We start from the raw sequence: 14382 nt of genomic DNA, 5'->3' as shown, positions 1-14382 counted from the left end.
TTTTTTGTGCTACAATTTTTATATAAAAAAATTTTTTGTCAATGTCACATTTTTGGCTTTTCGATTGTTAGATATGGTGAAGAGCACTTTTCGTATGATAAGAAAACTCAAATGAGGAGTTGTAAATACGTGACAAAGAGAGAACGAATACAAGAGCTCGATGCTTATCGGGCACTTGCTATCATGGCGGTGCTGGCGATCCATGCGACATCGGAAGCGCTGGCAGCGACAATCGGCAGTCGGGCATACCCGCTTTACTTATTGATAAATACCTTTAGTAAATTTGCCGTACCCGTTTTTATTTTTTTAAGTGGGTTCGTATTGTTTTATAATTATGCGGACAAGCCGTTAAGCGGAGGAACGATACGACAGTTTTACCGGAAACGATTACTGTACATATTAGTACCATACCTTGTTTTTTCCGCCTTCTATTATTTATTGAAGCTCTATCGCAGCGACATGTTATTCGATCTATCGTGGGCGGTGGCATATGACTTTATAAAAGCTCTGTTCGGCGGCAGGGCGTATACGCACCTCTATTACATAATTATTATGGTTCAGTTTTATATATTGTTTCCGTTATTGCTGGCTGTATTCCAAAAGATGCGTCGGACTGTGCCGCTCATGTTCCTGGCAGCTGCACTGCTGCAATGGGGATTTATCATTGTCAATAAGTATGGTTGGCAAATCCCAAGAGGGAATCTGGCAATCTCCTATCTGTCATACTTCATATTCGGGGCATGGATCGCTATGCATTATGAATCGATCCGGAATTGGCTTGTTCACTTGTCGAAGGGATATAAGCAAATTGTAGGCTGGGTCGTCTTATGGAGTGTGTGGATTGGGCTTGGAATCTATCATGCATACATGTTTTATCGTGCGAATGTTGGCAAGATATTCGTCAACACCTTGTGGTATGAGCTTGTCTGGTATATTCATTCCTTATTGTCGTGCATTATTTTGATCCAGATTGCATTTGTTCTATTTTACCGCTGTGGCAGACGTATATCTTCCTGGGTTACTTCCATCGGAGCATGCTCATTCGGCATATATTTGCTGCATCCGTTCCTGCTCTTTATCTATCGGAAAATAGGGATTAAGGGAAATATGCTCGAGTATGCACTGTATATTGCAGGCGGCTGGATATTTGCCTTCATTGGTTCTTGGTTCATCGTATATATGATTTCGCGTCTTACTTCATGGTCATGGATTGCATTCGGCATTGTTCCGGTTCAGGACAAGGACAGCAAAAGCCGTATTGTGGACAAACCGCATCACGAAGCGAATGTACGCAATTTATCGGAATGATAGAAAGAAGGATGGGCTTCATTATGAAGTCCATCCTTCTTTGTAGTGGGCACGTTATGCCGATGTGCGACTTCTGGTTCGGGCCTTGTGCATGAATAAGCATTGAAGCAAGAATCCAGCGACGAGAACCATTCCTGCGAGATAGGGGAGATTGGCAGGATCCGCATTCCGCTCAAGCAAGGCACCGAAGGTCATTGTACCGACAGATCCCGCCAAATAGTTCATCGAGCTAAGCAGTGCGATAGAGATTGTTGCATGGCTTGGACTGATTTCAACAAGTGTTTTCTGCTGGGCAGCTATGGACGCCCAACCCGCCGAACCCCACAGCATGAGCAAGAAAGCGAGACTTGCTGCGTTTTGATGAACACTACCCATGAGCATCATGGACATCATTAGCAGGATGATCAGAATAAGCATAATCGTACGCGGGCGCTTAAATCGATCCATAATTGAGCCGATCAAGAAGCTGCCAGCGATTCCTCCTAGCCCCCACATCCAAATGAACCAAATTGATTGCTCATATTCGAATGCGGCGATGATTCGATCCAAATACGTATATAGTCCTAGGCTGCAAAAGCTTAAAATCGCCGTCACAAGCATAACGAGCGTGATCTGCTTATTTTTAAACAGCGACAATCTATCGCTTAACGTAGGCAAGCTATTGCTGTGAATTGTAGGAAACCGGCTTGCCATTGTGATGATACCCAGAAGACTGACCAATACAATAAACCACATCGTCAATCGCCAATTCTGCAAGGAAGAGATATAAATCCCTAACGGCACCCCGATTACCGTTCCAGCACTCATGCCAAACAAGATTAAACTTAAGGCTCGACCTCGCTGCCCTTCAGGAGCAAGATGAACGGCCGCAGAGGATGCCAATGGCGAATATAATCCCGCTCCGATTCCTGCTATTCCCCTAGATATTAGCAATACGGCAAAATGATGCGCAATCGCAGTCAGGATATTGGCCAAAGTAAAGAGCGATAATGCAGCAAGTAAAATATGCTTCGTATTCGCTCTACTTAAGACAGCTGCAAAGAAAGGAGCTGCGATGGCATAGCAGAGGGTGAACGTACTGACCGATTGTCCTGCCGCACCAATAGAAATGTTGAAGTCTCCTGCGATAAGGGGGAGTATTCCGGCCATCACATAGGCATCAGCACCTAGGGCGAACATGCCGAATAGTAGAAGAGTAATGTTTCTCAAGATGATCACCAACCTTATGATAATATGCATGAAACACATGGATCGCTGTAAGAGCAAGCATCTGTTCTGAATGTATTGTATCGAGTATACTTATATTAGTGAAATTAATGTTTGGCATGAAAGGTATGAGGATAACTCATGACATTGGCGCGCTATGAAGTGTTCATGAAGGTAGTGGAGCAGGGGAATTTCACGAAGGCTGCTGAGCAGTTGAATATGACTCAGTCTGCGGTTAGCCATGCGATTGCGAGTTTGGAGAAGGAGCTTGGTCATGCGCTGCTGAATCGAGGCAAGCAAGCTAAGATTAGTACGACAGTGTTAGCAGATCGTCTTATTCCGCATATGATGCAAATTCTGCGCAGCGAAGCAATTATTCGCGAGGAAGTATCGCTAGAGAACAACCAGCTTGAAGGTTTGCTTAGAATCGGTGCTTTTACAAGTGCAGCGTCACAATTGCTGCCACCGATGATTGCACAAATCAAAAAACATCATCCGCGTGTGAAAGTGATTTTATTTGAGGGAACGTATGAAGAAGTTCAAGAATGGATTCGAAAGGGAACTGTGGATATTGGATTTATGATGAATGCGGGACAGAACCAAGATCTGCATCAAGTATTCATTCATGAAGATGAGCTTGTCATCGGTATGTCGCCGAAGCACCCACTTGCACAGCTGGACACAATCGATATCTCGCAGCTTGAGGGTGTCGATTTCATCATGCCTATGGCGTCCTATCATTCACAGGTGATGGAGTGTCTGTCTGATCATGGGGTAACGCCAAATGTGCTGATGGAAGTCCTGCATTGTAACACGATTATGAACATGGTATCCCAAGAGATCGGTGTTACCATTGGGCCAAAGCTGTTGTTTCAATCCAATGAGCAGATCGCGATCAGACCATTGAAGCAGGCGACAAGTCGTCCCATCAGTCTGGTCTATCGAACGGTGAGTCCTACGATTGAAGCCTTTCTGACAAGTAATCAGCTGCGTTCCTGAGAGTGTTCTAATCAGCCAAGCGGGTGAACGGAATATGAATAATCCGTGGTCTTAATATCGGATCTACATCTGAATTCGGTCGGATGCTAAAGTGTCAGTAAACAAAAAAACTCCCGTGAATGGCTGCATTCGCGGGAGTTGCTATCCTATTTACACATGACTGTCCACTGCTAATTGAGATGTCCGTCATGCAAGCATTCATGTTAGCTAATGGAAGCTTCGTAGATGGAATGAATAGAGCGGGACAGAGTCTCATCGAATTCCTCAGCTGTCTGCTGCGCTGTTAATCCTACCGACAAGGCGCGTGAGAAGCTGGCAATGAGTCCATGATTGCGAGCCAGTCTTTCATTCGCCTCATCTTGATCGTATCCGCCTGACAAGGCGACAACGCGGAGCACATGCGGATCTTCAATCAATTCACGATAGAAATCATCGACAGTAGGGATGGACAGCTTCAGCATGACTCTTACGTCTTCGCCAAGCGCATTCAATTGCTTCAGAAGCTCATCCTTCAATATTTGTTCCGATTGCTGCTTGTCCTTGCTATAGATGTCGACTTCAGGTTCAATAATTGGGACAAGACCCATAGACCAAATCTGCTTGCCGACTTCGAATTGCTGTTCGACTACTTTACGTATTCCTTCTGCGTTCGCTTCCTTAATGACTGAGCGCATCTTTGTCCCGAAAATATGTTTCTCGACTGCACGCTTCAGTAGGTCGTTCAGGTCAGGCATAGGCTTCATCAGTTGAACACCCTGTTCAAGATCAGCCAATCCTTTGTCCACCTTCAAAAAAGGGACGATGCCTTTCTTTTCCCACAAATAATCTGCGGTAAATTGTCCATCGATCGTCCGATCCATCGTATTCTCAAATAAGATGGCCCCCAAAATATACTTCGAATCAAATGCTGAGCTCGTAATTATGCGTGTGCGCATCTCGTGAACTTGCTCGAACATCTCCTCGTCATTGGAGTAACGATCTTCTGTAACCCCATATTGCAGCAGAGCCTTCGGTGTGCTTCCGCCGCTCTGATCCAATGCTGCAATAAAACCCGCTCCCGTATGAATTCGTTCCACTTGTTCCTTGTTCATTGATGTTTCTCCTTCCTATGTGTGGGATGGATGACCTCGACACTTTGTATACGCAACGTATCTAAGAATGAGGTCACAATAGAAACAGAACTTGACGCGTTCACATGAGCCTAGGAGTTCGAACCGCATTGAACAAATCCAGAAGCATTCGTTCATCGTTATTCTTGCCCATACGTCAGGTAGAGTTTCTTATATTGTACAATAAATAATCGTTCTATGCACCGACATATCACCACTAGTTCATAAGCGCTGCTGCTGCAGTGTGAGCCGGTTGGATATGAACATATATCGAACCGATAATGAGGAATGGGAACTGCCGTAAGTAGGTTATGAGGAGAAGTTGGAGGGGACAATATATTCTTCGTTATCCATCTTCATTCCTCGGAAGGATAAAAAGAAGAGGAGCTCATATCCGAATGATATGGGCTCCTCTATTAATTTCACGCTTATTTAATCACACGACGTGCTGTTTTAAAGGTCTTGTCCCACGCGCTGCCTTTAAAGTTGGAAATCGTCACTCCTACACCTTTCTTATACGTGTGGATGACTTTGTTATTGCCCATGTATACCGATACGTGATTGATGATGCCATCACGATTCGTGTCAGAGAAGATAAGGTCTCCCGCCTTCAATTGGCTCTTAGAGACTTTCGTACCCACTCGCGATTGCTCTCTGGAAGAGCGAGGGAGGTTAATGCCATTCTTTTTGAAAATATATTGTGTAAAGGAAGAGCAATCAAATGCACTCGTTCTTCCTGTTGATGCACCGAATACATATGGCGTCCCCATAAATTTCTTGCCTGTTTGGATCACTTTATTTGCTACGGAAGTAGAGGAGGCTGCTTCCACCTTCATGACTGCAGCGTCACTAACAATGCTACCCGACAAGGCGAGCGTTGCGCATATTCCGATACTGAGTAGAGTTTTACCAATTCGTGTTGCCATGATGTTGTTCATGTTGTAATCCTCCTTATGGATAAACAAATGTGATAGCCGACTAGTTGACTCGCAATCAGCATAGCATATCTTTTTGCCTCCATAATCTCCCATCGATCCGTATATCCCGCACCACTACAGCAAATATCGAGCTTTATGATAATCAAATGAGAATCAGATTAAAAATATTGTTGATAATGAGAATCAATATCTATATAATGAGAATCGTTATCATATGAGTGATAATTATTCTCATATATAAGTATTAAGGAGGCATACATAATCAATGAAATTTATCAAATATGGGGTCATCGCACTCATGATCGTCGTGCTTGCAGCTTGCGGGAATGCGAAGGGGGAGTCGAAGGAGGCAGGTTCGGTACCTGCGGCTACGTCGACAACAATTTCGGGTCAAGACCCGTCAAGCCAGGTTGACAAGAAGGCGGGAGCAGACCCTGAAGTGGAGAAGCTCTTGAAGCAATTCAGTAAGAAGCAGCCAGAGAAGATTGTGACATTATCAGTCTCCATTACGGAGATTTTGAACGAAATCGGGGTAACGCCAGCCGGTGTTCCTAAGTCAAGCAATAAACTGCCAGAAGCATTTGATAACGTCCCCCGCGTCGGTTCTTCACACCAGCCTGATCTCGAGCAAATCACTAAACTGCAGCCAGATGTAATCGTAAGCCCAATGTCTATTAAAGACAGCATTGAGAAGAAGTTGAAGCCAGCGTCATTGCCTACGGCTTATTTGCCGGCAGATTCGTTAGAACAGTTGAAATTATCAATGACTGTACTAGGACGTGTGTTCGGCCGAGAAGACAGGGCAAATGCTTATCTGGAGAAGATTCAGCATGAGGAGCAGACGGTACTTGATTCCGTAAAGGGCAAGCCTGCACCAAAGGTAATGATTCTGTTTGGTTCAGCTGAAGCCTTGATGCTAATGAATGACAATACATTCGCCGGAAGTATTGCTCGCAATTTGGGGGCTACAAATGTATTGTCTGACGTCATGAAGAAGTCAGAGGACTATGTACCGCTCAATATGGAGAGTGTGATAGCTGCAAATCCTGATGCCATCTTGCTGGTCGCGCACGGCGATCCGAATGCGGTTGCCAAGAAATTTGAGGATGACGTGAAGAAGAATGGCGCTTGGGAGAAAATGAATGCCTTTAAAAATGGAAAATTGAAGGCTCTTGATTCCAAATTGTACGGTATTGCGTCTATAGTCAAGGCGCCTGCAGCCTATAAAGATATGGCATACATTCTATTTGGTGAATAAGGGGTTCTTGCGGAGTGAAGAAGAGTACGTCACGACATAAATATATCCTACTCCTTCTAGCTGTTGCTCTGCTTGCCATTCTGACGCTGCTCTCCATCGGGATTGGGAGCGTGCAGTTCAGTATGAAGGAAACGCTAGATGCTGTACTCGGATACGGGAATGATGTCTCCAATACGATATTGTGGGATATTCGCATTCCGAGGGTGCTGATGGCCTTATTTATTGGTGCTAATCTGGCCGCTTCAGGCGCACTCATGCAGGCAGTGGTGCTCAATCCGCTTGCAGATCCAGGACTCACTGGAGTATCGAGCGGTGCGGCAGTAACGGTACTGTTCATTATGCTTGTTATTCCTGGGTATTATTCGATGGTTCCGCTCGCGGCAATTGTGGGGGGCAGTATTGCAGCGCTTATGGTTTATGGACTCGCATGGAAAAAGCACTTCGGTTTAACACCTGTGCGCATCATTTTGTCTGGGGTAGCTGTTAATGCAGTATTTGGAGGAATGATTGGACTGCTCTCCATCTTGTATAGCGACAGGCTTCCTGCTGCTCTGCAATGGTTGAACGGGAGTTTATCCAGTACCAGCATGGCGGATGTACTTGTCATCCTTCCGTATTCGTTGATAGGATGGACAGCAGCACTGCTATGTATACGACATGCGAATATTTTGCGATTGGGCGAGCAGGTGGCACACAATTTAGGCCTTAATCTGACACATATTCGAATCCTGCTTTCTTTTATTGCGGTCTATCTAGCAGCGATATCCGTGTCCACGGTCGGACTTGTTGGGTTTGTAGGCCTGCTTGTGCCGCACATTGCGAGAATACTAATCGGCTCTGACTATCGTTATCGTCTTCCTCTTAGTCTTGTTCTTGGTTCAATGGTGCTCCTCATCGCTGATACCATTGGTCGGACAATCTTTAGTCCTGTAGAGATTCCCGCAGGAATTGTCATGGCCATGGTAGGAGGGCCATACTTCTTATATTTGATGCGGAAAGGGGATGCCTGATCGATGCTGCATCTGTCATCACTGAACATTCGTTATGGGAACAAACAGATTGTGCACGACTTCTCGCTTCATGTGAATGAAGGCGAGGTGCTTACGATCATCGGCCCTAACGGATCGGGCAAATCTACTGTTCTGAAGGCAATCACTCGATTAATTCCATGTGATAGTGGGCGAATTTGTATTGCGAATGAGGAGTTGCAGCAGTTCAGTTCGAAACAGTTGTCGCAGATCATGTGCATGTTGCGCCAATCCAATTCAAGCCCTTCCGATATGACCGTAGAAGAACTGGTTGGATATGGGCGAATGCCCCATAAGAAATGGTATGAACGGATGAATGATGAGGACAAGGAGATTATCTGCTGGGCAATGGAGCTAACGGGGATGACCTCCTATAAGGAGAGAACGGTTGTATCCTTGTCAGGTGGAGAGGCTCAGCGCGCATGGATTGCAATGGCGCTGGCCCAGCGGCCAAAAGTGCTGTTGTTGGATGAACCAACGACTTTTCTCGATATCGCGCATCAGCTTGAGGTTTTGGAATTGGTTCGCAAACTAAATCGTGATCTGAATCTAACCGTTATTATGGTGCTGCATGACTTGAACCATGCCAGTGCCTACAGTGACCGAGTATGTGTCATCCAGAGCGGGGGAATCCGCATATGTGGGACCCCGGGTACGGTATTTACATCAGAGCTGATTCGCAGTGTATATGGAGTAGATACAGATATTCAGTATTTACCGGATCGAGAACATCCACGAATACATGTGTTGAATAAATGGAATAAGGAAGCGAGGAATAGGAATGAAGCAACAGGATAATGACAAAATGAAACAAAAATATATGAATTTTATTGATAGTGTTCAATCTGTAGTGCTCAGCACAATTGCCGAAGATGGCTCTCCGTTTGGCTCATACGCTCCCTATGTGCGGATGGATGGCAAGCTGTATATTTATTTGAGTAAAATTGCCCAGCATTATCGGTATCTTGAGCATAATCCGTGTGTAGATGTTCTCATGATTGAAGATGAGTCCAAGACCGGAAACATGTTCGCTAGACAACGTGCTCGCTTCGCATGTCAAGCGGCGAAGCTGGACAATGAGGCGAATGAGGACATATTTGCTCAGTTTGAAGTGTCGTTTGGATCAAGTCTAATTCAGATGCTAAGAGGACTTGATTTCTCATTGTTTGAACTGACACCTACAGAAGGACGATATGTTGCTGGGTTTGGCCAAGCCTACGATATTGATTTGGAAGCATTGCGCTTCGATCATGTTGCCAGAGATGGACATCAACCGTCTGAACGATTTCGCACAACGTAGGAGGGGGATGAAGAAATGACATACGATACGGTATCGGTCATATGGGATACCATCCAGGAACGGTTCTATAATATGATTCAGGAACTGACTGATGATGAATTGAGTTATGGAGTGGGCAGTGCCACAATTGGCTACATGATCAGACACAATGCAGAGGTGGAATATTTATTCGCAGAATGGTACTTTGGCCAAGAGTTGCCTGCGGATGTGGAAATTCGAACGAGTCGAGGGCCGTCAGGCGACCCGAATCGATATACAAGCATACTTGACATGCTGGAGTTGATTCAACATTCGCAACATCATATTCGTCAAGCGATGTGCGCGTTGGCCGAACAAGAATGGCATGTTCCGGTGAAGTCGCCAATGGGAACGATCACACCTCTGCAAGCGGTGGGACGTCTGTTGTATCATACCAGTCTGCATGCCGGACAAATTGCCTTCATACTTAAGCATACCAATCCTGCCTCCATCTCTGCGAAGCAGCAGAGGTCTGCCCCGGCAACTTTACATTGAACCTACATGTAAGTTAGATTGACCTACCTTGCAAATCAACCTTTTGGTTGATTTCTTTTCTTAGAGTGGAGTAAGATATGTCCCGAGAGGAATGAACTGGAGGATGATGGCAAATGGTAAAGTATCTGGCATGTTCAGAAGTCGACGATATTTCAAACATTTATGAAGCGTTTGCAGTTGGCTTTTCTGATTATATCATGAAGATGGACATCTCCGAAGAGATGTTCAAGACTCGTTTCTTTGGCGTTGAAGGCAACCAGTTAGAGAATTCCTATATTGCGATGGATGGGGAACGACCAGTCGGGCTGATGCTAGGCGGATTGAAGAGATATGAAGGCATACTAACAATGCGCTGTGGAGCTCTTGCAATCCATCCTGATTATCGTGGAATCGGAGTGAGCGCTAAATTGTTCGAGCTGCACAAGGCTAGAGCAGTGGAGTGCGGTTGTGGGCAGCTGTTCCTTGAAGTCATTGTTGGGAATGATAGAGCGATCCAATTTTATAAAAAGAAAGGCTACTCCAAAGTATACGATCTTAGCTATTTTACATTGCATCATCCAGCAAATATGTTGGGCAGAAATGTTGAGGGGTATGACATAAAGCCAGTTCCGTTCGAAAGTTTTGAGCGGCATGTGCACAATTGGCGCATTTCGCATATCAATTGGCAGAATGATTTGGACTACATGAGGCTGTCTGACAATAATACCTATGTTGCTGCTTATAAAGACGACAAGGTCGTTGGAAGTTTATGTATGAATGATGGTGGGAAGGTTAGTTTTCTCTATGTAGATGTTGAATATCGGAACAAGGGGATTGCAACCGATATGCTGATGACAATGATAAGGGAGAAGCAGCCTGAGCGGATTTCGGTTTCTTTTGCGAATAATCATCATCTGGAAGGTTTTGTAGCTAAACATGGTTTCAATCGAAATGAGCTTGAGCAATATGAAATGTATTTGCATTTGTAAACAATTTTGCCGTTGCAATCAATGATTGCCTCTCATTTAAGGACTTGGATGGGTGGATAAGCCTACATATGGTCAATGAACTATCAGCATACGTACAGAATATAATGATCACACTATCATGTATGCTGTAAGGATGTGTAGACAATGCCATTTATATTGCGCTTCAGTACGATAACAAGAGGTGCGATTACGTTCACTGGGAATTCTCTCGGTATTAGCCGCGCCTCTAGATTTTCTCCTGCTTGTACACCGGGTACGGCTGATGCGATCGGTTCCTTTATTATCAATGATCCGAACTCGGTGTGCGGAACGGTTCCGTCCAGTCCTGCGACTGGCGGCGGAACGACGAATATGTATATGATAAATTTTTCAACAAATTCGCTCGTCCTCACTCCTGGAAGTAAAGTTGTGTATGCTGAATTAGTATGGGGCGGGACTTATTTGATCAATACACCGGGCGGCGAGGATTTATCGGCCCGTTTGAATGACCCGGTCAGATTCAGTACCCCAGCAGGGATGTTCAATATTCAGCCAGAGACGTTCTTCAATTATGCCGTTAATATTCAAGGCGATTTAGGTTATGTGCGCTCTGCGAACGTAACAGCCCTTGTTGCCGGAGGCGGTGCGGGCACTTATGGGGCTGGCAAAATCGTTGGAACACTAGTTCCGGATCCGAATACGACTAGCTTTGCCGGGTGGTCACTCGGGGTTGTATACGTGAATCCTGCATTACCTTTCCGCAGCATGAATTTATATGTCGGGAACGTCCCGATCAAAGCCGCATCTCCGCCAGTCAATGAAATGATTGGGAACTTCCAAACCCCTTCGTTCGGGCCTATTAACGGGCGACTGCTTGTTAGCGCACAAGAAGGAGATGCTGGGATTACGGGTGACTTCGTACGATTTGGACCCAATCTGGCTAATCTTACAACACTTCCGCAGCCCGCAGGATTTACGAATAACTTTTTCCAATCACTAATTTACGATGATAACGGGAATATCAACCCGACTGCTACGTTTGGGGATCGCAATCCGATACCTGGGCAGCCGGGATCCAACATCATTGAGGGGAATCGCCAAGGATGGGATATTTCCAACGTAAGCATCTCCAACAGTCTCGTGAACGGGCAAACTTCAGCAGCGATTCAATTTGGAACGAATGGCGACGGATATACTGTCAATCTGCTGGCGATTCAAATTGACAATATTCCACCGACGCTGCTGCTGGAGAAGACCTCTTTTCCTGATACAGTCACCGTTGGAGAAGAGATCGTATACACCATTGTCGTCAGCAACGATGGAGACTCCCCGCTTGTGAACACTGTACTTACTGACCCGCTACCAGCTGGTGTTACGTTTCAATCGGTTCAAACTACGCAAGGTTCGGCATCGTTTGCTGCTGGAACGGTTACCGTAGATATCGGGACGATCCCGGTTGGTCAAAGTGTTACCGTCAATATTACCGTGCTGGCAACAGCGGCTGGTCTCATATCCAATACTGCTTCAGCCCAAGCCAATCAGACCGGCATCATCTCCTCAACCGCAGTCAATACCGTAAATCCTCTGCCGCCTCCAATTCTAGAAATTGAGAAGCTGGACTTTCCCCCAATCGTCGCCGTAAATTCAGAACTCGTTTATATTATCTTTGTCTCCAATATTGGAGGGAGCACAGCGACCAATGTTGTTATGAATGATCCGCTGCCGGCAGGAACCACCTTTGTATCCGCTGAATCGGATCAAGGGACGATTTCGTTCGATGGCACGACAATTACGAATGACATTGGTTCACTTGCTCCGGGAGAGACTGTGGTCATTTTTATCGTCGTCATCCCAACGGTCACAGGTACAGTCTTGAACACGGCAACGACTTTTTCAGATGAGACTGCGCCACAATCCTCTACTACCGAAACTCTAGTTATCGAAGAGCCGATACTTGAGTTAATGATATCGAAGTTTGCAGGGCCGGATCCTGCAACTGTTGGAGAAGAACTCATCTATACGATCGTTGTCTCCAACGAGACGACGGAATTATTAACCGGCGTGGAAGTGGTGGATGTGCTGCCACCTGGTCTCGTCTTCGTATCTGCCGAAACTACGCAAGGAACCGTAACCGAAGCGGCTGGCACCGTGACAGCATTGATTGGCGATCTTGATCCTGGTCAGTCTGAAATTATCACGATTACCGTTATTCCTACAGCTCCAGGCATCGTAACGAACACAGCTACAGCGACATCTAATCAAACAGAACCTGTATCATCCACGATTGATACAACCGTCAATGCGCTTCCTCCTGCTTTTTTAACCATTGAGAAGCTTGCCGAGCCGGATCTTGTAACCCTTGGGAATGAAGTCATCTTTCAAGTGACGGTGTGCAACATGGGAGAAACGGCGGCCACAAATGTGGTTGCGGTGGACACATTACCTGCAGGCGTTGAAGTCACTGGTATCCAAGTTTCTGAAGGCACATTCACGCAGGTTGGGCACACGATCACAGCATCTTTCGGTGTCATTGCCCCTGGAACGTGCGCTACGATTACGATCGAAGCAATTACGACTGTAACAGGAATATTAACGAACACAGCAGTGGTGACCGCTGATAATGTTGAAGACCCTGAAACAGCAACCGCAAGCATTACGGTATTACAGCCGCTCGCCATTTCGAAGCAAGCTTCAAGCAACCCTGTGCTTGTCGGCAGCCTGTTGCAATATACGATTAGTGTTGCAAATCTCGGAGAACTTCCTCTAACGAATGTAATCGTGCGTGATGTCATTCCTCCAACGGTTGAATTTGTCAGTGTTCAATCTGAAGGAGGCACTTGCTCTGTATCCGGGCAGACCGTTACTTGTCTCTTGGGCACATTGGAGGGTCAACAAGAACAGACGATTATCATCACAGTCATTCCTTTGTTAGAAGGGGTGGTTACCAACACGGCTACCGCTCAGGCGGATAATACGCCTCCTGTTACAGCTACGATTACGACGCTAGTTGTTCGTCCTTTAGAGTGCATTTCTGTCAGCAAACTGTTCGATTGGGTTGTTACTCGGAGTGATTTCATCGTGGAAGAGACTATTCCCGAAACCTGCAGGGCTTTTGTAGAACAAGCAATTGCTGGCGGTCGGCAAGTGCTTGTAAGCTGCAATGCAGTGCCAGCTACGGGAGAATGCAGCATCACGGTTGTAAAGCGGCTGCCGCTGCCCATTATCGGATCGCAAGCAGCTATTGTACTGACCACGTGCTCTGCAGAGGTAACGATTACGTTAACAGATAGTGGAACAGGAGAAACATGCACGTTTACACTACTAGTCAAGAATAACGAGAAAGTATCACTCTGCTTACCGCTCCCATTAGATGAATCCAACATTACTTCTCAAATATTCGATATCCATTGTGCTGCACGAATTACTGAGAGCTTAACGATTGAGTTGCAATTGGATTGGTGTTTGGAGCTTATTGTGAAATTTACAATACCGCTGATGGTTGAAGCGACATTCTGTCAACCTAGGGCATTAATCCCGATACCGGAGTCATGCAGCATCAGCCTTCCATTGCAATGTCCGACGATTTTTCCATTCGTATAAATGTCATGTAATCCATAGAGATTCTGGATTCTTTATTGTTGTTGAGAACTCATGCTTGCATGAGTTTTTCTTTTTGTGCGCGGAAGTGGAATCATAAGGCAGACACATATTTGATCGGATTCAGATCAAGGGGATAGCTTGTGATATAATTACTGCTAAATAAGGAAAGCAAGGAG

12 protein-coding genes are annotated in these 14382 nt (G+C 45.6%); 9 read left to right on the top strand and 3 right to left on the bottom strand.

The window, feature by feature from the left end; all coding sequences use genetic code 11:
* Positions 1-129 precede the first annotated feature (129 nt).
* A complete protein-coding gene (locus tag RQP50_RS21925) occupies positions 130-1308 on the top strand; it encodes an acyltransferase (protein ID WP_072731758.1) in 1179 nt (392 codons plus the stop codon).
* 54 nt (positions 1309-1362) lie between these two features.
* On the opposite strand, the gene RQP50_RS21920 is transcribed toward RQP50_RS21925, so the two are convergent.
* On the bottom strand, positions 1363-2517 hold the full coding sequence (locus tag RQP50_RS21920) for an MFS transporter (RefSeq protein ID WP_315746749.1): 1155 nt from the start codon (positions 2515-2517) through the stop codon (positions 1363-1365).
* A gap of 138 nt (positions 2518-2655) precedes the next feature.
* Between RQP50_RS21920 and RQP50_RS21915 the strand changes: the two genes are divergently transcribed.
* Positions 2656-3513 (top strand): LysR family transcriptional regulator, encoded by an 858-nt coding sequence (locus RQP50_RS21915; RefSeq protein WP_072731755.1) that lies wholly within the window; start codon positions 2656-2658, stop codon positions 3511-3513.
* A gap of 203 nt (positions 3514-3716) precedes the next feature.
* Here RQP50_RS21915 and RQP50_RS21910 read toward each other — a convergent pair whose 3' ends face one another.
* Together RQP50_RS21910 and RQP50_RS21905 are read right to left on the bottom strand one after the other, a co-directional pair.
* On the bottom strand, positions 3717-4604 hold the full coding sequence (locus RQP50_RS21910) for a fructose bisphosphate aldolase (RefSeq protein ID WP_315746748.1): 888 nt from the start codon (positions 4602-4604) through the stop codon (positions 3717-3719).
* Positions 4605-5050: 446 nt separating this feature from the next.
* On the bottom strand, positions 5051-5560 hold the full coding sequence (locus tag RQP50_RS21905) for a C40 family peptidase (RefSeq protein ID WP_315746747.1): 510 nt from the start codon (positions 5558-5560) through the stop codon (positions 5051-5053).
* Between the two features lie 265 nt (positions 5561-5825).
* On the opposite strand from RQP50_RS21905, the gene RQP50_RS21900 reads away from it, so the two are divergent.
* From RQP50_RS21900 to RQP50_RS21870, 7 genes are all read left to right on the top strand, one after another.
* On the top strand, positions 5826-6818 hold the full coding sequence (locus RQP50_RS21900; protein WP_315746746.1) for a helical backbone metal receptor: 993 nt from the start codon (positions 5826-5828) through the stop codon (positions 6816-6818).
* 14 nt (positions 6819-6832) lie between these two features.
* Positions 6833-7828 (top strand): FecCD family ABC transporter permease, encoded by a 996-nt coding sequence (locus tag RQP50_RS21895; protein WP_315746745.1) that lies wholly within the window; start codon positions 6833-6835, stop codon positions 7826-7828.
* A gap of 3 nt (positions 7829-7831) precedes the next feature.
* Complete coding sequence (locus tag RQP50_RS21890; protein WP_315746744.1) at positions 7832-8644, top strand: ABC transporter ATP-binding protein; 813 nt, start codon at positions 7832-7834, stop codon at positions 8642-8644.
* A 7-nt stretch (positions 8645-8651) separates the two neighbouring features.
* On the top strand, positions 8652-9146 hold the full coding sequence (locus tag RQP50_RS21885; protein ID WP_315746743.1) for a HugZ family pyridoxamine 5'-phosphate oxidase: 495 nt from the start codon (positions 8652-8654) through the stop codon (positions 9144-9146).
* Positions 9147-9161: 15 nt separating this feature from the next.
* Positions 9162-9659, top strand: coding sequence for a DinB family protein (locus RQP50_RS21880; RefSeq protein ID WP_315746742.1), 498 nt, complete (start codon positions 9162-9164; stop codon positions 9657-9659).
* Between the two features lie 113 nt (positions 9660-9772).
* Positions 9773-10627, top strand: coding sequence for a GNAT family N-acetyltransferase (locus tag RQP50_RS21875; protein ID WP_315746741.1), 855 nt, complete (start codon positions 9773-9775; stop codon positions 10625-10627).
* Positions 10628-10771: 144 nt separating this feature from the next.
* Positions 10772-14206 carry a BMQ_0737 family morphogenetic spore coat protein gene (locus RQP50_RS21870; RefSeq protein WP_315746740.1) on the top strand — a complete coding sequence of 1145 codons (3435 nt, stop codon included), beginning with the start codon at positions 10772-10774 and terminating at the stop codon, positions 14204-14206.
* Positions 14207-14382 lie beyond the last annotated feature (176 nt).

It is taken from the genome of Paenibacillus suaedae, assembly GCF_032337355.1.
GTDB classification, from domain to species: Bacteria; Bacillota; Bacilli; order Paenibacillales; family Paenibacillaceae; genus Paenibacillus_B; species Paenibacillus_B suaedae.
The sequence above is the reverse complement of the archived record's forward strand: the minus strand, read 5'-3'. Positions and strand labels throughout refer to the sequence as shown.